This window comes from Pseudomonas sp. 3MA1 (assembly GCF_029237275.1).
Classification (GTDB): Bacteria; Pseudomonadota; Gammaproteobacteria; order Pseudomonadales; family Pseudomonadaceae; genus Aquipseudomonas; species Aquipseudomonas fluorescens_AP.
This window is the reverse complement of sequence record NZ_JAACFX010000001.1, coordinates 21,831-40,282: the sequence shown is the minus strand read 5'-3', so window position 1 is coordinate 40,282 and position 18,452 is coordinate 21,831. Positions and strand designations below refer to the sequence as shown.

At 62.3% G+C, this 18,452-nt stretch carries 18 protein-coding genes; 3 read left to right on the top strand and 15 right to left on the bottom strand.

Features of this window, described 5'->3' with window-relative positions:
* Positions 1 to 137: 137 nt before the first annotated feature.
* The 4 genes from GWQ44_RS00180 to GWQ44_RS00165 all read right to left on the bottom strand — a co-directional run bounded on the left by GWQ44_RS00180 (position 138) and on the right by GWQ44_RS00165 (position 4,289).
* Complete coding sequence (locus tag GWQ44_RS00180; protein WP_016963965.1) at positions 138 to 2,213, bottom strand: flotillin family protein; 2,076 nt, start codon at positions 2,211 to 2,213, stop codon at positions 138 to 140.
* A 36-nt stretch (positions 2,214 to 2,249) separates the two neighbouring features.
* Entirely contained in the window at positions 2,250 to 2,891 is a 642-nt protein-coding gene (locus tag GWQ44_RS00175; RefSeq protein WP_275926396.1) for an OB-fold-containig protein, read from the bottom strand.
* Between the two features lie 66 nt (positions 2,892 to 2,957).
* Positions 2,958 to 3,653: a PspA/IM30 family protein gene (locus GWQ44_RS00170; RefSeq protein WP_042940758.1), complete on the bottom strand. Its 696-nt coding sequence runs from the start codon at positions 3,651 to 3,653 to the stop codon at positions 2,958 to 2,960.
* Positions 3,654 to 3,668: 15 nt separating this feature from the next.
* Positions 3,669 to 4,289 carry a YjfI family protein gene (locus GWQ44_RS00165; protein ID WP_275926395.1) on the bottom strand — a complete coding sequence of 207 codons (621 nt, stop codon included), beginning with the start codon at positions 4,287 to 4,289 and terminating at the stop codon, positions 3,669 to 3,671.
* A gap of 305 nt (positions 4,290 to 4,594) precedes the next feature.
* Here GWQ44_RS00165 and GWQ44_RS00160 point away from each other — a divergent pair, with 305 nt between their 5' ends.
* On the top strand, positions 4,595 to 5,794 hold the full coding sequence (locus tag GWQ44_RS00160) for a CaiB/BaiF CoA-transferase family protein (protein WP_179597958.1): 1,200 nt from the start codon (positions 4,595 to 4,597) through the stop codon (positions 5,792 to 5,794).
* A gap of 76 nt (positions 5,795 to 5,870) precedes the next feature.
* Positions 5,871 to 6,722, top strand: coding sequence for a TIGR02285 family protein (locus tag GWQ44_RS00155; RefSeq protein WP_275926394.1), 852 nt, complete (start codon positions 5,871 to 5,873; stop codon positions 6,720 to 6,722).
* A 168-nt stretch (positions 6,723 to 6,890) separates the two neighbouring features.
* On the opposite strand, the gene GWQ44_RS00150 is transcribed toward GWQ44_RS00155, so the two are convergent.
* From GWQ44_RS00150 to xerD, 5 genes are all read right to left on the bottom strand, one after another.
* Complete coding sequence (locus tag GWQ44_RS00150; protein ID WP_020372559.1) at positions 6,891 to 7,178, bottom strand: DUF3509 domain-containing protein; 288 nt, start codon at positions 7,176 to 7,178, stop codon at positions 6,891 to 6,893.
* Between the two features lie 291 nt (positions 7,179 to 7,469).
* Positions 7,470 to 8,879: a threonine synthase gene (thrC, locus tag GWQ44_RS00145; RefSeq protein WP_016967520.1), complete on the bottom strand. Its 1,410-nt coding sequence runs from the start codon at positions 8,877 to 8,879 to the stop codon at positions 7,470 to 7,472.
* 104 nt (positions 8,880 to 8,983) lie between these two features.
* The gene (locus tag GWQ44_RS00140; RefSeq protein WP_275926393.1) at positions 8,984 to 10,288 is read right to left on the bottom strand and encodes a homoserine dehydrogenase; all 1,305 of its coding nucleotides are present in this window, start codon (positions 10,286 to 10,288) and stop codon (positions 8,984 to 8,986) included.
* A gap of 135 nt (positions 10,289 to 10,423) precedes the next feature.
* Positions 10,424 to 11,155 carry a thioredoxin fold domain-containing protein gene (locus GWQ44_RS00135; protein ID WP_047301958.1) on the bottom strand — a complete coding sequence of 244 codons (732 nt, stop codon included), beginning with the start codon at positions 11,153 to 11,155 and terminating at the stop codon, positions 10,424 to 10,426.
* Positions 11,156 to 11,305: 150 nt separating this feature from the next.
* Entirely contained in the window at positions 11,306 to 12,202 is an 897-nt protein-coding gene (xerD, locus tag GWQ44_RS00130) for a site-specific tyrosine recombinase XerD (RefSeq protein WP_016967523.1), read from the bottom strand.
* Positions 12,203 to 12,309: 107 nt separating this feature from the next.
* Between xerD and GWQ44_RS00125 the strand changes: the two genes are divergently transcribed.
* Positions 12,310 to 14,112: a sodium:proton antiporter gene (locus GWQ44_RS00125; RefSeq protein WP_275926392.1), complete on the top strand. Its 1,803-nt coding sequence runs from the start codon at positions 12,310 to 12,312 to the stop codon at positions 14,110 to 14,112.
* A gap of 64 nt (positions 14,113 to 14,176) precedes the next feature.
* Here the strand turns inward: GWQ44_RS00125 and GWQ44_RS00120 are convergent, their stop codons facing one another.
* From GWQ44_RS00120 to ffh, 6 genes are all read right to left on the bottom strand, one after another.
* Positions 14,177 to 14,590, bottom strand: coding sequence for an acyl-CoA thioesterase (locus GWQ44_RS00120; protein ID WP_275926391.1), 414 nt, complete (start codon positions 14,588 to 14,590; stop codon positions 14,177 to 14,179).
* A 91-nt stretch (positions 14,591 to 14,681) separates the two neighbouring features.
* Positions 14,682 to 15,032: a 50S ribosomal protein L19 gene (gene rplS / locus GWQ44_RS00115; RefSeq protein WP_009047143.1), complete on the bottom strand. Its 351-nt coding sequence runs from the start codon at positions 15,030 to 15,032 to the stop codon at positions 14,682 to 14,684.
* A 45-nt stretch (positions 15,033 to 15,077) separates the two neighbouring features.
* Positions 15,078 to 15,851 (bottom strand): tRNA (guanosine(37)-N1)-methyltransferase TrmD, encoded by a 774-nt coding sequence (gene trmD, locus GWQ44_RS00110; protein ID WP_016967526.1) that lies wholly within the window; start codon positions 15,849 to 15,851, stop codon positions 15,078 to 15,080.
* The gene (gene rimM, locus GWQ44_RS00105; RefSeq protein WP_016967527.1) at positions 15,833 to 16,369 is read right to left on the bottom strand and encodes a ribosome maturation factor RimM; all 537 of its coding nucleotides are present in this window, start codon (positions 16,367 to 16,369) and stop codon (positions 15,833 to 15,835) included. Before rimM ends, trmD begins: the two co-directional genes overlap by 19 nt.
* Positions 16,370 to 16,374: 5 nt before the next feature.
* Positions 16,375 to 16,626: a 30S ribosomal protein S16 gene (gene rpsP, locus GWQ44_RS00100; protein ID WP_007927680.1), complete on the bottom strand. Its 252-nt coding sequence runs from the start codon at positions 16,624 to 16,626 to the stop codon at positions 16,375 to 16,377.
* 249 nt (positions 16,627 to 16,875) lie between these two features.
* Positions 16,876 to 18,252, bottom strand: coding sequence for a signal recognition particle protein (ffh, locus tag GWQ44_RS00095; RefSeq protein WP_047301950.1), 1,377 nt, complete (start codon positions 18,250 to 18,252; stop codon positions 16,876 to 16,878).
* Positions 18,253 to 18,452: the final 200 nt, after the last annotated feature.

Below are 18,452 nucleotides of genomic sequence, written 5' to 3'. Positions count from 1 at the left end.
CCTGGAGCCCGGTGCCCGACACGGACCTGCAGCGGAGCTGCGCCAGACACTTGAGGACCATCAGGCCCTCAAGGGCTGCGCCTCCTGCGGAGTCGTTCGCAGCCTTCGGCAGCGGCTACAGGTGTGTCAGGTGTGGGTCAGGCTTCGGCAGACGGCGCGTCGGCCTTGCGCGAGACGGCAGCGGCCGCCAGTTCAGCGGCAACCGCCGGGGCGCCCTTGCCATTGAGCAGGCGTGCCAGGACGTCCTGGACCACCGGGCTCTTGCCCACCACGCCCTCGATGGCCTTGCCCACCGACAGCGACTTGGCGAAGGAATTGAAGAAGTCGCCTTCGCCGCCGACGATCTCGATCTTGGCCTTGCTGAGGGCGGCCGAGAGCACTTCGGCCTGGTCCTTGGCGATGTCCTTGTTGGCGGCGATGGCGGCCATCGCTTCCTCGAAGTTCTTCTCCAGTTGCATGCGGAACTCTTCGTGCTGACGCGCGCTGTCGCTAAGGGAATCCAGGGCACCGAACTTCTTGCCCAGGCCTTCGGCTTCGGCGTTCAGGCGTTGCAGCAGCACTTCGGCTTCGGCCGAACCCAGGTCCTTGGTGGCCTTGGCCTTGGCCGCGCCCAGTTGCTCTTCGCCACGGGCCTGAGCCCCGAGTTTCTCTTCCATGACCTTGGCTTCGGCCAGGCCGTCCTTCTCTTTGGCAGCCGCCTGGGCTTCCATGATGCGGGCGTCGGCCAGGCCTTTTTCCTGCTCGCCACGGGCTTCGGCAATCAACTGCTCGGTGCGCACGCGAGCCTGGGCCAGGCCTTCTTTTTCCTGGGCCGCCGCGGTGATTTCCAGCACCCGGGCATCGGCCAGGCCAGGCGCGGCACGCTCGGCTTCCAGGCCTTCGGCCAGGCGCTTCTTGGCTTCGGCCTGCTTGGCCGCCGCTTCCAGTTCGGCCTGGGCCAGGTTGTTGATTTCCACCGCCTTGTGCTTGGAGCGGGTTTCGTCGGCTTCGGCCTGTTTGACCTGGCGCACCAGATCCTGCTCGGCTTCGGCCTGGGCCTGGATCACCACCACTTGCTTGGCGCGCTCGGCTTCGGAGACTTCGCGTACTTCCTTGATCCGCTCTTCTTCCTGGGCCACGGTCTTCTCTACCGCGACCCGCTCACGGATCACCGTGGCGATGTTCTTGCGCTGCTCTTCCAGGGCCTTTTCTTTCTCGATGCGCTGCAGTTCCACTTCACGCTCGCGGGCCACCACTTCCAGGTCCTTGGCGCGGGTGACTTTCTCCACTTCGATGACCACCGCGCGCTGGCGGTTCTGCTGGGCCACTTCGACTTCGCGCTGATGGTTCTCGGTGCGCACGTCGATTTCCTGCTGCGCCTGAATGCGCGCCTGTTCGGCCTTCAGCCGCTCTTCTTCCTTGACCTTGGCGGTCTCGGCTTCTTCGCGGGCGCGGATGGTTTCGATCTCGCGCTTCTGCCGGGCTTCGGCATCGGCCTGCTGGCGCTCGAGGGACAGCGAGGCTTCGCGAGTCTCGACGTTCTTTTTCTGGATCGCCAGTTCCTGGTTGCGCTCCAGTTCGTTGGTGATGACGTTCTGCGCCGCGGTCAGCTCGGTGATCTTGCGGATACCCTCGGCGTCGAGAATGTTGCTCGGGTCCAGGGAATGCTTGGCGGTCTGTTCCAGGTAGTCGATGGCCACGTCTTCCAGCACATAGCCGTTGAGATCGTTGCCGATGATCTCGATGATGCGGTCGCGGAAGTCCTGGCGGTTCTCGAACAGCTGCACGAAGTCGAACTGCTTGCCCACGGTCTTCAGCGCTTCGGAGAACTTGGCGTTGAACAACTCGTTGACCGCCGCGCGGTCGGAGGCACGGTCGACACCGATGGCCTTGGCCACCTTGAGCACGTCTTCCTGGGTTTCATTGACCCGCAGGTAGAAGGCCACGGTGATGTCGGCGCGCATGTTGTCGCGGCAGATCAGACCATCCTTGGCCCGACGGTCGACTTCCAGGGTGATCAGCGAGATGCGCATGAACTCCTTGAGGTGGATGACCGGGTACACCAGGGCGCCGGTGAAGTGCACCTTGGGCGTCGAGGACATGTCGTTGACGATCAGCGCCGTGCCTTGGGGGACCTTGATGTAGAAGGCCTTGAACAGGGCCAGCAGGCCGAAGACCACCAGGACGACGAGGCCGATCCCGAGCAGGATGGGCAGCAGCGACGGTAAATTCATGCAATCAATCTCCTTTGATTCTGAGGAAGCCCGGGCTCAGAGGCCGCGAAACTCGTCCTCGGTAATGACCCGATAGGCGTGTTGCGCCTCCAGATACTCCAGTAACACGACGCGATCGCCGCGTTTGAAAGCTCGTGCCTCATCGGCACGCACACGCAGGATCAGGCCCGCGCCGCCGTTCTCGAGCACGGCTTCGCCGTGTTCCAGGGTGACTCTGCCGCTGCGTACCACGGCGGTCTGCCCCAGCACCGACTGGCTGCTGGTGGCTTCCATCTTGTGAAACAGCGAACGCAGCGGGCGACAGATGGCCGCACTGATGGGCGCCGCCAGGAACAGCGCAAGCACTGCCAGCAACAGGCCCAGGGGATAGCGCAGCCAACCCAGGGGCAGGTGGCTGAGGACGTAGAGTTCGGCGAAGTAGGTCAGGAACCAGCTGAAGAACATCAGCAGGGTCAGCACCAGGGTGACCGGCACCCCGTTGAGCTTGAACTTGATCAGCAGCCCGGCCAGGCCTTCGCCGGCGTGGGCGCTGTCGAGCAGCGAATCGGCCTCGAAGTCCAGCAGATCGACTTCAAGCATGCCCATGGCCACCACGGCCCAGTAGATCACCGCCAGGCAGAGCATGAAGCTGAACAGCACTGTGGGGAACGACAACACTGTCTGCAGGAAGATTTCCATTGCTTTCCTATCCCTGAAAAAGCCGGGCAAGGCCCATCGGCCCCGCCCCTACAACACAACGGTGAATCAGGACTTGCTACGGTCCTTGAGGCGCGCCAGCACGCTGTCGGCGCTGGTGCTGCCGGCGACGATCCCGGCTTCGCGCAACTTGGCGTCCAGGGCATCGTCGGGGTTGCTGGTGCTGGCCAGTTCCGCTGCGGCTTCCATCTTCGCCGCACGCTCGGCCTGCTTCTGCTTGATCCGCTCCAGGGACTCCACCGCGGTGTGCAGCTTGCTCTGTGAGCCGCCGTAGCGCTGGGCCACGGCCTGCTGGGCCTTCTGCACGCTTTCGGTGGCCTTGACGGTATCCACCTGTTGTTTCAGATGTTTGATATTGCCTTCGGCCTGGGTCACGGCCTTGCGCAACTGGGCCACGCTGGCGGCGAAACCGTCGGCCTGCTCGCGCTCCACGGCCAGGTCGTTTTCCAGGTTGGCGATTTTCTGCGCCACTTCCTGGGCAAGATTTTCATTACCCGCTTCCAGGGCCTTGAGGGCATAGCTTTCATACTCGGCGATCTTCGCCGCGCTGCCATTGGCGCGCTCGGCGGCGAGTTTCTGCCGGGCCATGATCTCGGCCAGGGCTTCCTTGGACTTGCGCAGTTCCTGGTCGGCGTCGCGGATTTCCTGATCGAGAATCCTCAGCGCCTGACTGTCCACCAGGGCCTCGCCCGCCTCATTGGCACCACCGCGCAGCGCGGTGAGCAACTTGCTCCATACGTTCATGTGCATTCCTCCAGGTCAGGCCTGAGCCTTCAGGTAGCCTTCGTAGGCCTCGGTAGCCCTGATCACGTTGCTGGCCAGGGTTTCGATCTCATACAGCACGTTGGAGAGGATCGAGGTGGCGCTGAGCGCACCGAACATCATGTAGAAGCGCTCGCCGCCCAAGCCGGTTTCCAGGCCGATGCTCGACAGCGGGAACAACTGGCGGCTGAGCAGCACTTCTTCGTTGAAAACCTGCACATCGGTGACTTCGCTTTGCGGCCAGAGCAGGGCTTCGACCAGAATCTGCTCGCCGGACAGGGCGACGAACAGCGGCAGGTCGCCGTATTCGCGCATGGTCACGTGCAAGCTCGGCTCGGCGCCTTCAAGCAGTTCAACGCTGGCTTCGCCGCTGCTGAACAACTCGGTGGCCATCAGTGCCTGGCACAGCGATCGGGCATTCCAGATCTGCGGCATGCTCATTTCTCCATCCTTTTCCACAGGAGCCAGCCCTTCGAAGGGCTGACGCAGTTTGCGTTCAACCGCCAGCAACGCCTGGGCGTTCTCCGGCAGTATCCAGACTTCCTTTTTCACCAGGCCCTGATCACGCAGGCGCTGGCGGAATAAACGTTGGTAATGGGCTGAGGATTTGTTTTCCATGGCGCACAGACTAGAGCATCACATGTAAGGAGTTCAATTCATTACATGTAAGTTTTTGACCGGGTATTTGTAACGAGATTTATCAGAAATGCCACTCAGGTAAGCGTCACGGGCATAGACCAGATTGCGTCCTTTGCAAGGGCTTTTTCTCGAACGGCGTCATTAAACCCGTCACGAAAGGGAATGAGAAGCACAATTATCCCTTCACCCACCTGCAAATAATGAATAAAGGCCAACGCCGGGCGCTGCCTTAATGGCAACCAATGGTCTAGGCTAGGCGGATTTTCCTGCCCAGCGGATGCCCCATGAACAGTCTCAGCAAGCCCCTCGCCGGATTGAAAGTGATCGAACTCGGCACCCTGATCGCCGGCCCCTTCGCCTCGCGCATCTGCGCCGAGTTCGGTGCCGAGGTGATCAAGGTCGAGTCCCCGGACGGCGGCGATCCGTTGCGCAAGTGGCGCAAGCTGTATGAAGGCACTTCGCTGTGGTGGTTCGTCCAGGCCCGCAACAAGAAATCCCTGACCCTGAACCTCAAGCACCCCGAAGGCCTGGCAGTGCTCAAGCAGCTGCTGGGCGAAGCGGACATCCTGATCGAGAACTTCCGCCCCGGCGTGCTGGAGAAACTCGGCCTGGGCTGGGACGTGCTGCACGCCCTGAACCCGAAACTGGTGATGGTGCGCCTGTCGGGCTTCGGCCAGACGGGACCGATGAAGGACCAGCCGGGGTTCGGCGCCGTAGGCGAATCCATGGGCGGCCTGCGTTACATCACTGGCTTCGAGGATCGTCCGCCGGTGCGTACCGGGATCTCCATCGGCGACTCCATCGCGGCCCTGTGGGGCGTGATCGGCGCCCTGATGGCCCTGCGTCATCGCGAGGTCAACGGCGGCCAGGGGCAAGTGGTGGACGTGGCGCTGTACGAGGCGATCTTCGCCATGATGGAAAGCATGGTTCCGGAGTTCGACGTGTTCGGCTTTATCCGCGAGCGCAGCGGCAACATCATGCCCGGCATCACCCCGTCTTCGATCCACACCAGCCTGGACGGCAAGCATGTACAGATCGGCGCCAACGGCGACGCGATCTTCAAGCGCTTCATGCTGCTTATCGGCCGCGACGACCTGGCCAACGATCCCGCCCTGGCCAGCAACGACGGACGCGACACCCGCCGCGACGAGCTGTACGGGGTGATCGATCGCTGGGTGGCGTCCCTGCCCCTGGAACGGGTGCTGGAGCAACTGAATCAGGCCGAAGTCCCGGCCAGCCGGATCTTCAGCGCCGAAGACATGTTCAACGATCCGCAATTTCTGGCCCGGGAAATGTTCCTCCAGGCCAAGCTGCCGGACGGCAAGGCCTTCAAGATGCCCGGCATCGTGCCGAAACTCTCTGAGACGCCCGGCTCCGCGGACTGGGTCGGGCCCGAGCTCGGCGAACATTCGGCCGAGGTCCTGGCAGGCCTGGGCTACAGCAGCGAACAGATCCAACACTTGCGCAACTCTGGGGCAATCTAACCTGAAACAGCCGTCTCACACCGACGCTCCACAACCGGCACATCGACGCTCGAACCCCGGCCCTGGCCGACTGACGATGGCGCTCGCGGCGTGCCTGCTGTGGTTGCCCTGCACACCCGGCCACGCCGGGGAAATGCTCACCTGGCTGTTGCGCGACCTGCCACCGCTGAATGTGTTCGAAGGCCAGCAGAAGGGCCGCGGGGTCGTCGACCTGCTGATGCCGCAACTGATCGCCAGCCTGCCCGAGTACCAGCACGAACTGGTGCGGGTCAATCGCGCCCGGGGCATGCAGATGCTGCGCGAGCCCAGCTTCACCTGCGACCCGGCGCTGATCTGGAGCAAGGAGCGCGCGCAGTGGGTCGCCTTCTCCATCACCAGCTTTCGCGTATTGAGCAATGGCCTGGCGATCCGTCGCGCCGACCGCGCGCAACTCGCGCACTTCCTCCACGATGGCAAGGTCGACCTGCGTGGCCTGCTCGAGAGCAGCAAGGAACTGATTGGCGTGGTAGCCGAGCGCAGCTACGGGCAACAGCTCGACAACCTGCTACAGCAAGTGTCGCCGCAGCAGATTCGCGCCCACTATGGCAACGATGCCCTGGGCAGCCTGCTGCAGATGCAGCGCCTGGGCCGCCTGCAACTGCTCCTGGGCTACTGGCCGGAAATCCGCTATCAAGCCGTGCAGCAGGGGATCGACCCGCAGGATCTGGAGTTCTATCCGATCGAAGGCACCAGCAAGTATCAGGAAATCCACATCGGCTGCTCCGACACCCCGCAGGGCAGGCAGGCCATCACCCGGATCAACCAGGCCCTGCTCAAGCTGCGCGAAGAGCAGTTGGTGGAGTTGTACGCCGCCTGGCTGGACCCCGGGATGCGCGACGAATACCGCGCTGACGCCCGCGCCTACTTCCAGAACCTGCAGGAGCACTGACAAATCCCGGGCAAAAAGAAACCCCGAGAAGTGGGGAGACGACTCGGGGTTAAACGCGGTCTTTGACGACCGGTATCAGCCGGCTACAAGCACCGGAGCACAATGCCTGATCCTGCTGATACTGAGTCTGACTGATACACGGGCGGGAAGGTTCCGTAAAAATGTGCATCAGCGGTGCTGATCGAACACCTTGCCTTCGGCGGCGTGGCGCAAGGCTGCGATCACACAAGGCTCCAGCCGCCCTTCGGCGATCAGCACATCACGATGCAGCCCATCGACCACATCGGTCAGCAGGCGCTTGTCAGTGAGCTGGGCCTGATTGACCTCACGCTCCACGACAATCGCGCCAGCGGCGTTCTTCAGGATCACCAGGCATTCGCCGTGGGCGCCCGATGGGGCAAGAGTTACTTGATACGGGCTCAAAGCTTCACCCAGCAATAGGCTGATACTTTCCATCTCGATCACCACTCAATAGTCCGAAACAAGTGCCCAAGGGCGTTTCCACAGTAAATGACCACCGGCCCGAGAAGAAAGTTCGCACCGTAAAAAAGCCTGTTACGCGGTATGTATTCGAGCATGCACGGACAAGATGACAAGGATAAAACGGCGACGACCGCCAATCGCCAGAGCCCTCCCCCCCTCTTGGCTTTGCCGCGGCCTTGAGTGTTTTGCGCAGCGGCGACACCTACTTGCGGGCAATAAAAAAGCCCGTCCGGAGACGGGCTGTTTTTCAGTCAAGCCACGGTATCAGAGCGGCTTGCCACGATTGCCGTGCTGGCTGACGAAAGCCTGCACCGCTTTCAGGTCGTTGGCCAGGACCGTGCAGCGTTCTTCGCGCTGGAACAGGTCGGACAGGTGCGCCGGCAGTTCCAGGGCCTTGCCGACACCGGCTTTCTCCACCGCGTCCGGGAACTTGACCGGGTGCGCGGTGCCCAGGATCACCATCGGCGTGTCCAGGCTGCGACGGCATTCACGGGCGGCCTTGACGCCGATCGCGGTGTGCGGGTCCAGTACTTCACCGGTCTGGGCGAAGACTTCGGCGATGGTTTCGCAGGTCTGCTCGTCGTTCACCGCCAGGGAATCGAACAGCTTGCGTGCTTCGGTCCAGCGATCTTCTTCGACGCTGAAACCGCCGCCTTGCTTGAAGCTGTCCATCAACGCGGCCAGGGCCGCGCCATTGCGCCCGTGCAGGTCGAACAGCAGGCGTTCGAAGTTCGACGACACCATGATGTCCATGGACGGCGACAGGGTCGCGTGCAGGGTTTCCTTGACGTACTGATTGCCGCTCATGAAGCGGTGCAGGATGTCGTTGCGGTTGGTGGCGACGATCAGCTGGCTGATCGGCAGGCCCATGTTGCGTGCCAGGTAGCCGGCGAAGATGTCACCGAAGTTGCCGGTGGGCACCGAGAACGCGATGGAGCGCGCCGGACCGCCCAGCTGCAGGGCCGCGTGGAAGTAGTAGACGATCTGGGCCATGATCCGCGCCCAGTTGATCGAGTTCACCGCCACCAGGCGCGTGCCCTTGAGGAAGCCCTGGTCGGCGAAGCTGGCCTTGACCATTTCCTGGCAGTCGTCGAAGTTGCCTTCGATGGCGATGTTGTGGATGTTCTCGCCGAGGATGGTGGTCATCTGCCGGCGCTGCACTTCCGATACACGGTTGTGCGGATGCAGGATGAAGATGTCGACGTTGTCGCAACGCTTGCAACCTTCGATGGCCGCCGAACCGGTGTCACCGGAGGTGGCGCCGATGATCACCACGCGCTCGCCGCGCTTCTCCAGCACGTAATCCAGCAGGCGACCCAGCAGTTGCAGGGCGAAGTCCTTGAACGCCAGGGTCGGGCCGTGGAACAGCTCCAGCACCCACTCATTGCCGTTGAGCTGGCGCAGCGGCGCGATGGCGTTGTGGGAGAAGGCCGCGTAGGTTTCTTCGAGGATTTTCTTGAAGTCGGCATCCGGAATGCTGCCGGTGACGAACGGGCGCATGACCCGGAACGCCAGCTCGTGATACGGCAGGCCGGCCCAGGAAGCGATTTCTTCCTGGGTAAAGCGCGGCAGGTTCTCTGGCACGTAGAGACCGCCGTCGCTAGCCAGGCCGGCCAGCAGCACATCTTCGAAATTCAGGGCCGGTGCCTGGCCACGAGTACTGATATAGCGCATGGGGACAAACCTTCGGTTTGAGCTGCAAGTTGCAAGCTACAAGCGACAAGTCAGAGCAGTTGCGCTTCTGGCTTGCCGCTTGGCACTTGAAGCTTGCCGCTGCTTCAATTGAGATGTTCGACGCGGATACGGACCACTGGGCCGACGACGCCCTGCAGGGCCTCCAGGGCGGTGATCGCATCATTGATGTGCTGCTCCAGAACGCGGTGGGTCAGGAGGATCATCGGCACCAGGCCGTCCTGCTCTTCCACTTCCTTCTGCATGATCGATTCGATGTTGATGCCGCGCTCCGAGAGGATGCTCGCCACCTGGGCCAATACGCCCGGGTGATCCTTGGCCTGGATGCGCAGGTAGTAGGCGCTCTCGCAGGACTCGATCGGCAGGATCGGGTGATCCGACAGAGAATCAGGCTGGAACGCCAGGTGCGGCACGCGGTTTTCCGGGTCGCTGGTCATGGCGCGAACCACGTCCACCAGGTCGGCCACCACCGAGGAAGCGGTCGGCTCCATGCCGGCGCCGGCGCCGTAGAACAGGGTCGAACCGGCAGCATCGCCATTGACCATGACTGCGTTCATCACGCCGTTGACATTGGCGATCAGGCGGTCGGCCGGGATCAGGGTCGGGTGCACCCGCAGCTCGATGCCGGCCTCGGTGCGGCGCGCCACGCCCAGGTGCTTGATGCGGTAGCCCAGGGCTTCGGCGTAGTTCACATCGGCGGTGGTCAGCTTGGTGATGCCTTCGGTGTAGGCCTTGTCGAACTGCAGCGGGATACCAAAGGCGATGGACGCCAGGATGGTCAGCTTGTGCGCGGCATCGATACCTTCAACGTCGAAGGTCGGGTCGGCTTCGGCGTAACCCAGGGCCTGGGCTTCGGCCAGCACGTCTTCGAAGGTGCGGCCCTTCTCGCGCATTTCCGAGAGGATGAAGTTGCCGGTGCCGTTGATGATCCCCGCCAGCCAGTTGATGCGGTTGGCCGACAGCCCTTCGCGGATCGCCTTGATCACCGGGATGCCACCGGCCACGGCGGCTTCGAAGGCCACGATCACGCCCTTCTCCTGGGCCTTGGCGAAGATTTCGTTGCCGTGCACGGCGATCAGCGCCTTGTTCGCGGTAACCACGTGCTTGCCGTTCTCGATGGCCTTGAGCACCAGGTCACGGGCCACGGTGTAGCCGCCCACCAGCTCGATGACGATATCGATCTCGGGGTTGGTGGCCACGGCGAAGACATCGTGGGTCATCGCAATACCGGTCGTTTGGAACTGCGGCTTTGGCGTACGGGTAGCAATTTGCGCTACTTCGATTCCACGCCCGGCACGGCGGGCAATCTCCTCGGCGTTGCGCTGAAGTACGTTTAGGGTACCGCCACCGACAGTACCCAGCCCACAGATGCCTACTTTGACCGGATTCACTCTGAACTCCCCATAAAACGGCCGACTCAAGGCCGGCCGTGGAAAACAACCGCAAACAGCGCGGCTCTCTATTAATGCCCCTCCGGTTGCACCCGGAGGGGCATGATCGTCAAAGGCTAGCGTGACGATGCAGGATTATTTCGCACCCAGGGCCAATTTGGCGATCTGTGGTGCTGGCTGATAACCAGGAATGACCTGGCCATCGGCAAGGACGATGGCCGGGGTGCCGTTGACACCGATCGACTGGCCCAGGGCGAACTGCTTGGCAACCGGGTTTTCGCACTTGGCGGCCTTGATTTCCTTGCCGTCGACCATCTTGTCCATCGCGGCTTTCTTGTCCGCCGAGCACCAGACCGCCTGCAGCTGTTCGTCACCCGGCGAGCCCAGGCCCTGGCGCGGGAACGCTACGTAGCGCACTTCCACGCCCTGCTTGTTCAACGCCGGGATTTCCGCGTGCAGCTTGTGGCAGTACGGGCAGGTGGTGTCGGTAAATACGGTGATGTGGGTCTTGGTTTCGCCAATGGCCGGATAGACCACAGTTTCTGCGACCGGAATGCCGTTGATCAACTTGGAAATGCCCAGACGCTCGGTTTTTTCCGTGAGGTTGACCGGCTTGCCGTCCTTGAGCTGGAACAGATAGCCCTGAACCACGAACTGGCCGTCGGCGCTGGCGTACAGCACGCGGCTGCCCTTGAGCTTGACCTCATACAGGCCCGCCAGGGGGCTGGCGGTGATGCTCTCCACTGGCACTTCGAGCTGCAGCGTCTCGAGGCTCTTGCGGATGGCTTTCTCGGCACTGTCATCGGCCACGGCGAAGGTGCTGAGCAACGCCAGGGAGGCGGCGGCAATAATCTGGGTCAAACGCATGGGAACTCCTGAAGGCGGGCAAATGGGCAAGCGCCAGCGCGGGTCGGGACCAAACGCGGGCAAACAGCCTTTTTGCAAACCGGCAAAGCCTATCACATCTGTTTGCCGGCACCGACTACGGGCGACGCAAAGCGCCGCACGGACGCCCAATCAACCCCTTGGATGATGCTTGGCGTGCAGATCCTGCAGCCGCGCGCGGGCCACGTGGGTGTAGATCTGGGTGGTGGACAGGTCGCTGTGCCCCAGCAGCATCTGTACCACCCGCAAATCGGCGCCGTGGTTGAGCAGGTGCGTTGCAAACGCGTGGCGCAGGGTATGGGGCGACAGCGCCTTGCCGATCCCGGCGACCTTGGCCTGATGCTTGATCCGATGCCAGAAGGTCTGCCGGGTCATTTGTTCGCCGCGCTGGCTGGGAAACAGCACGTCGCTGGGTCGCCCGCCCAGCAACTCGGCACGGCCATCGCGCAGGTAGCGCTCGACCCAGACAATCGCCTCTTCGCCCATGGGCACCAGGCGTTCCTTGCTGCCCTTGCCCATGACCCGCAACACGCCCTGGCGCAGGTTGACCTGCTCCAGGGTCAGGCTGATCAGCTCGGTGACCCGCAACCCGCAGGCATAGAGCACTTCGAGCATGGCGCGGTCGCGCTGGCCGATGGCCTCGCTCAGGTCCGGGGCGGCCAGCAGCGCCTCGACATCCGCTTCCGACAGCGACTTGGGCAGCGGCCGCCCCAGTTGCGGCATGTCGATCCGCAGGGTCGGGTCGACCTCAATCAGCTTTTCCCTGAGCAGATAGCGATAGAACCCGCGCAGGCCGGAGAGAAACCGCGCCGTCGAACGGGGCTTGTAGGCTTGCTCCACGCGCCAGGCCAGGTGATCGAGGATCAACTCGCGACCGGCTCGCGGCAGCTCCAGCCCCTGCTCCTGCAGCCAGCCGTTGAACAGCGCCAGATCGCTGCGATAGGCATCGCGGGTGTTGTCGGACAAGCCTTTCTCCAACCACAGGGCATCGAGAAAACGGTCGATCAGGGGGTGGTCGATGGCAGGCATAAGGACTCGAAAGGCTCGGCCCAGGGGCCGCGGGTAAAAAAATAGTGAACTGCACGGAGGGTCGCTAGTCTTTCATAGCCAGCCATTTCAAGGAACAGGGTGCATTGATGAGCGAACAACAGATTCTGCTGGCCTTCGGCGGCATCGGCGCGGCGGCACTGGGCTGCCAGTGGCTGGCCTGGAGGCTGAAGCTGCCGGCCATTCTGTTCCTGCTGCTCAGCGGCATCCTGGCCGGCCCCGTGCTTGGCTGGCTCGACCCGCAGGAAATGTTCGGCCCGCTGCTGATGCCCCTGGTGTCGCTGGCGGTGGCGCTGATCCTGTTCGAAGGCAGCCTGACCCTGCACCTCTCGGAGTGGCGCGAGATCGGCAGCGTGGTGCGCCGCCTGGTGACCCTCGGGGCGCTGTCCACCTGGGCGGTAATCACCCTGGCCACCCACTGGCTGCTGGGCTTCGACTGGATGCTGGCCCTGCTGTTCGGCACCCTGACCCTGGTCACCGGGCCGACGGTGATCGTGCCCATGCTGCGCGTGGTGCGGCCCAAGGCCTCGATCGCCAATATCCTGCGCTGGGAAGGCATCGTCATCGATCCCATCGGCGCCCTGCTGGCGGTGGTGGTCTACAGCTTCATCATTGCCAGTGCCGCCGGCGATGGCCTGAGCCACAGCCTGCTGACCTTCGGCGGCGTGCTGCTGTGCGGCGGCCTGTTCGGTATCGCCGGCGGCTGGATCCTGGGCAGCATCATGCGTCGCCAGTGGCTGCCGGAATACCTGCACAACCTGGCAAGCCTGGCCGGGGTGCTGGGAATCTTCATTGCCGCCAACCAGGTGATGCACGAATCCGGGCTGCTGGCGGTGACCCTGATGGGCATGTGGATGGCCAACATGAAGGGCGTGGACGTGCGACACATCCTGCACTTCAAGGAAAACCTCAGCGTGCTGCTGATCTCCGGCTTGTTCATCCTGCTGGCAGCGCGCCTGGACCTCAAGGCGCTGATCGCCCTGGGCCCGCTGGTGCTGATTCTGCTGCTGGTGATCCAGTTCATCGCCCGCCCGCTGAACGTGCTGCTGTCCACCGCCGGCTCCAGCCTCAACTGGCGCGAACGGGCGTTGCTGGCGTGGATTGCGCCACGGGGGATTGTCGCCGCCGCGGTGTCGGCGATCTTCGCCATCCGCCTGGACGAAGCCGGCCATCAGGGGGCGCTGCTGCTGGTGCCGCTGACCTTTGCCGTGATCATCGGCACCGTGGTGCTGCAAAGCGCCACGGCTCGTCCCCTGGCGCGCCTGCTGAAGGTCGCCGAACCGGCGCCCAGCGGCTTTCTGATAGTCGGGGCCAACGGCCCGGCCCGTACCCTGGGCAAGGCCCTGCAGCAACTGGGCAGCCGGGTGCTGCTGACCGACTCCAGCTGGGAGAACATCCGGACAGCGCGCATGGAAGGCCTGCCGACCTACTTCGGCAACCCGGCCTCGCAGCACGCCGACGCGCACCTGGACCTGGTGGGCCTGGGGCATCTGCTGGCGCTCTCGCCTTCCGGCGAGCTCAACACCCTGGCGGCCATGCGCTTTCGTCACGACTTCGGTCATCAGCGCCTGTTCGCCCTGGCCAACAGCCAGGAAAGCCGGCGCACCGACAAGCACCGCGCCAGTCACGAGCACCGTGGCCAGCTACTGGGCAGTGAGGCCCTGACCTACACCAAGCTGGCCAGCCTACTGGCCCAGGGTGCCGAGCTGTACAGCACGAACCTGACCGAGGCCTTCGGCTGGGACGATTACCAGGCCCTGCACGGCGAACGCGCCACCCTGCTGTTCGCCCGCGACAGCAACGGCTGGGTGCACGTCGTCACCCCAGAAAGCGCCCTCAAGCCGGCACCGGACTGGACCCTGCTGGCGCTGATCCAACCCGAATCCCTGTAACCGAGCTCCCCACCTGGCTTGCCAGCGAAGAGGCCCGAGCCCCCGCTCGCCGGCAAGCCGGCTCCTACGCGGAAAACCCTGGAAGCACCGGCACCGGGCGCTTGTCGTCGTCGATGGCAACAAAGCTGAACAGGCCATGGATGGCTTTCTCCCGCCCATCACAGCTCATGCTTTCGACAAACACCTCGACTTCGACCTTGAGGCTGGTGTTGCCCACCGTCACCACCCGCCCGACCAACTCGACGATCGAACCCGCGGCAATTGGATGCTTGAAATCAATGCGGTCGGTGGACACCGTCACCAGCGGCAAACGACAGAAACGCGTGGCCGCAATGAACGAAACCTCATCCATCCAGGCCAGGGCCGTGCCGCCGAACAGGGTGTTGTGGTGGTTGGTGGTGGACGGGAATACCGCCTTGGTCACGCGGGTCACCGAGAGTTCGGTGCGGCGCTGGATTTCTTGCTCGCGAGGGGACATGGATCAACTGCCTGAAACACTGAAGAGGGATAAATGACGGGCAACAAAAAAGCAGCCCGTAGGCTGCTTTTTTCTGCATCGGAAGCTGGACTTAAGCCAGTTTTTCCTTGATGCGAGCTGCTTTACCCGACAGGTCGCGCAGGTAGTACAGCTTGGCTTTACGCACGTCACCGCGACGCTTGACAGCCATGCTGTCGATCTGCGGGGAGTAGGTCTGGAAAGTACGCTCTACGCCAACACCGTTGGAGATTTTACGTACGGTGAACGCGCTGTTCACACCGCGGTTGCGCTTGGCGATCACTACGCCTTCGAACGCCTGCAGACGGGAACGATCACCTTCCTTCACTTTCACCTGAACGACAATGGTGTCGCCCGGGGCAAAGGCTGGGATCTCTTTGGTCATCTGCTCTGCTTCGAGTGCAAGGATGATTTTGTTGGTCATGCTGTGCTCCTAAGGTAAATCGTCGGATCTACCATCGATACGTTGTTAACTATCGTCCCGCTCGCGGAGATATTCCTCGAGCAGCTTCTTCTCTTCTCCAGAAAGCGAGCGGCTTTCCAGAAGATCGGCGCGTCGTTCATAGGTCCGACCAAGGGACTGCTGTAAACGCCAACGCCGGATGTGTGCGTGATTGCCACTTAGCAATACGTCGGGAACACGCTGATCCGCATACACCTCCGGTCGGGTGTAGTGCGGGCAATCCAGCAGACCGTCCGTGAAGGAATCTTCCTCCGCGGAATCCACATGCCCTAAAGCTCCGGGCAGCAGTCGCGTAACCGCATCAATCAGGACCATCGCCGGCAGCTCGCCACCGGAGAGTACATAGTCGCCAATCGACCACTCTTCATCGACATGAGCTTCAATAAACCGCTCGTCAATGCCTTCATAACGACCAGCAATCAGGATCAATGCATCCTCATTCGCCAACTCGCGCACCGCCGACTGATTCAGTTGACGGCCTTGGGGCGACAGGTAGATCACCTTCGCACCCTCCCCGGCTGCGTTTCTGGCCTGAACCAGTGCATCCTCCAGAGGCTTGATCTTCATCACCATGCCCGGACCACCGCCAAACGGGCGATCGTCCACAGTGTGATGTCGATCCGTGGTGTAGTCTCGCGGATTCCAACAGGTCAGCTGCAACAGCCCCTGTTTCACCGCGCGGCTGGTTATGCCGTACTCGCTGATGGCGGAAAACATCTCGGGAAACAAGCTGATCACTTCTACGCGCAAGTTAGCCACGCTTAGAAATCCGCGTCCCATTCCACCTTCATCTCGCCCGCGGCCAGGTCGACGGCCAACACGCATTGCTCGGTATAGGGCAACAGGCGTTCGCGATCATCCAGGCTGCCAGCGCAAGGCTTGACCACCATTACATCGTTCGAGCCGGTCTCCAGCAGGTGATCGATCTGCCCGAGCAGTTGCCCGAGGGTGTCGATGACCTTGAGACCTTGCAGCTGGTACCAGTAGTACTCGCCGTCGGTCAGTTCAGGGAACAGGCTGCGCGGCACGCAGATCTCGTAACCGGCCAGAAGACGAGCTTCTTCGCGATCATCAAGACCCTTGAGCTTTGCGACCAGGAACTTGTCGTTCCCGCGTCCGCTGACCAGCTCAACCTGCTTCACGCTACCTTCGCGCTTGAGCGTCCAGGTTTTGTAGTCCAACAGGTTTTTAATCGGATCAGTAAAGGAAAAGACCTTCACTTCGCCGCGAACGCCATGAACAGAGTAGATTTTGCCGATAACGATCAAATCATCAGCAGGAGCTGGCGTCGCGTTCATAGGGTTCAGGCTGCAGCCTTAGCCGATTCCTTCAGCAACTGAGCAACGCGCTCAGAAGGCTGTGCACCCACGCTCAGCCAGTAGGCTACGCGCTCTTGGTTCACGGACAGGCGGACTTCTTGACCACGAGCGATCGGGTTGAAGAAGCCAACTTGTTCTTTGTGCGAACCGTCACGTGGGTTACGGCTGTCGGTCACGGTCAAGTGGTAAAACGGGCGCTTTTTGGAGCCGCCAAGGGCAAGACGGATTGTTAGCATGTGAACATCGTTCCTGTAGTCGGTGCTGCAAATCTAAATGCACAGCGGGCATGGGTGCCCGAAAGGCCGCATATTCTAAGGAATATCCGGACTTTTGCAAATGACTTTTTCCGGCGCCTATCGGCTGCCACTCAGATTTGCTATGGAGCCGTCGCAAGCGACAGCGAGTGAGCGCGCCCCAATCGAGGGTTTGCTCGAGATTCCACGTCCCCGTGGAAAAGCGCCGGCATGACTGCCGGCGCGGATTCTTCAGATCTTCGGCATGCCGCCGCCGGGCAACATGCCGCCCATGCCGCGCATCATCTTGGCCATCCCGCCCTTGGCGGAGAACTTCTTCATCATCTTCTGCATCTGCTTGTGCTGCTTGATCAAGCGGCCGATATCCTGCACCTGGGTGCCAGAGCCCATGGCGATCCGACGCTTGCGCGAACCGCTGATCAGCTCAGGGTCGCGGCGCTCGGCCGGGGTCATGGAGTTGATGATGGCTTCCATCTGCTTGAACTGCTTTTCAGCAGCGCTCTGTGCATTGCCCATCTGCGCCAGATTGACGCCGCCGATGTTCGGCAGCTTGTCCATCAGGCCGCCCAGGCCGCCCATGTTCTTCATCTGTTGCAGCTGATCGCGGAAGTCTTCGAGGTCGAAGCCCTTGCCCTTCTTCAGCTTCTTGGCCAGCTTGTCGGCCTTTTCCTTGTCGAGGGTCTGCTCGGCCTGTTCGATCAGGCTGAGCACGTCGCCCATGCCGAGGATCCGCGAAGCGATACGTTCCGGGTGGAACGGCTCCAGGGCCTCGGACTTCTCGCCCATGCCGATGAACTTGATCGGCTTGCCGGTGATGGCCCGTACCGACAGCGCGGCACCACCACGGGCGTCGCCGTCGACCTTGGTCAGGATCACCCCGGTCAGCGGCAGCGCGTCGCCAAAGGCCTTGGCGGTGTTGGCGGCGTCCTGACCGGTCATGGCGTCGACCACGAACAGGGTTTCCACCGGCTTGATCGCCGCGTGCAGCGCCTGGATCTCGTCCATCATCTCGCTGTCGACGTGCAGGCGACCGGCGGTGTCGACGATCACCACGTCGATGAACTTGAGTTTTGCTTCCTTAATAGCCGCTTCGGCGATGGCCACCGGCTTCTGGCTCAGGTCCGACGGGAAGAAGGTCACGCCGATGTCGTTGGCCAGGGTTTCCAGCTGCTTGATCGCCGCCGGGCGGTAAACGTCGGCGGACACCACCATCACGCTCTTTTTCTTGCGCTCTTTAAGGAAGCGCGCAAGCTTGCCGGCGGTGGTGGTCTTGCCCGCACCTTGCAGACCGGCCATCAGCACCACCGCTGGCGGCACGGCGCTGAGGTTGAGGTCTTCGTTGGCCGCGCCCATCAGGCTTTCCAGCTCGGCCTGGACAATCTTCACAAAGGCCTGGCCCGGGGTCAGGCTGCGGGACACTTCGGTGCCGACCGCACGCTCCTTCACCGAGTTGACGAAGTCCTTGACCACCGGCAACGCAACGTCGGCTTCGAGCAGCGCCATGCGCACTTCGCGCAGGGTGTCTTTGATGTTGTCCTCGGTCAGCTTGGCCTTGCCGGTGACATGGCGCAGCGTCTGCGAGAGACGGTCGGTTAGGTTTTCAAACATGCTCGATCCTTTCAGGCCCAAGGTAGACCGGGGTAATGGCGGCCCAGAGCGTAATAAACAAGTGCTCGATGAGCCTGCGGCGTGGGCAGGTCGCGGATTATAGCGAAGACTGTGCGTGGCGGACACCTCGCCGTCTGCTTGCGTGGTCTTTCAGGGCTGTGGGTTCTATGCCAAACTCAGCGACTTTCGGGCCTGCCTAA

Excerpts from the sequence above, each read along its gene's own strand:
- GWQ44_RS00180 (WP_016963965.1), bottom strand. The coding sequence starts at position 2,213 with ATGAATTTACCGTCGCTGCTGCCCATCCTGCTCGGGATCGGCCTCGTC.
- GWQ44_RS00175 (WP_275926396.1), bottom strand. The coding sequence starts at position 2,891 with ATGGAAATCTTCCTGCAGACAGTGTTGTCGTTCCCCACAGTGCTGTTC.
- GWQ44_RS00170 (WP_042940758.1), bottom strand. The coding sequence starts at position 3,653 with ATGAACGTATGGAGCAAGTTGCTCACCGCGCTGCGCGGTGGTGCCAAT.
- GWQ44_RS00165 (WP_275926395.1), bottom strand. The coding sequence starts at position 4,289 with ATGGAAAACAAATCCTCAGCCCATTACCAACGTTTATTCCGCCAGCGC.
- GWQ44_RS00160 (WP_179597958.1), top strand. The coding sequence starts at position 4,595 with ATGAACAGTCTCAGCAAGCCCCTCGCCGGATTGAAAGTGATCGAACTC.
- GWQ44_RS00155 (WP_275926394.1), top strand. The coding sequence starts at position 5,871 with ATGGCGCTCGCGGCGTGCCTGCTGTGGTTGCCCTGCACACCCGGCCAC.
- GWQ44_RS00150 (WP_020372559.1), bottom strand. The coding sequence starts at position 7,178 with ATGGAAAGTATCAGCCTATTGCTGGGTGAAGCTTTGAGCCCGTATCAA.
- thrC (WP_016967520.1), bottom strand. The coding sequence starts at position 8,879 with ATGCGCTATATCAGTACTCGTGGCCAGGCACCGGCCCTGAATTTCGAA.
- GWQ44_RS00135 (WP_047301958.1), bottom strand. The coding sequence starts at position 11,155 with ATGCGTTTGACCCAGATTATTGCCGCCGCCTCCCTGGCGTTGCTCAGC.
- xerD (WP_016967523.1), bottom strand. The coding sequence starts at position 12,202 with ATGCCTGCCATCGACCACCCCCTGATCGACCGTTTTCTCGATGCCCTG.
- GWQ44_RS00125 (WP_275926392.1), top strand. The coding sequence starts at position 12,310 with ATGAGCGAACAACAGATTCTGCTGGCCTTCGGCGGCATCGGCGCGGCG.
- GWQ44_RS00120 (WP_275926391.1), bottom strand. The coding sequence starts at position 14,590 with ATGTCCCCTCGCGAGCAAGAAATCCAGCGCCGCACCGAACTCTCGGTG.
- rplS (WP_009047143.1), bottom strand. The coding sequence starts at position 15,032 with ATGACCAACAAAATCATCCTTGCACTCGAAGCAGAGCAGATGACCAAA.
- trmD (WP_016967526.1), bottom strand. The coding sequence starts at position 15,851 with ATGGGACGCGGATTTCTAAGCGTGGCTAACTTGCGCGTAGAAGTGATC.
- rimM (WP_016967527.1), bottom strand. The coding sequence starts at position 16,369 with ATGAACGCGACGCCAGCTCCTGCTGATGATTTGATCGTTATCGGCAAA.
- rpsP (WP_007927680.1), bottom strand. The coding sequence starts at position 16,626 with ATGCTAACAATCCGTCTTGCCCTTGGCGGCTCCAAAAAGCGCCCGTTT.
- ffh (WP_047301950.1), bottom strand. The coding sequence starts at position 18,252 with ATGTTTGAAAACCTAACCGACCGTCTCTCGCAGACGCTGCGCCATGTC.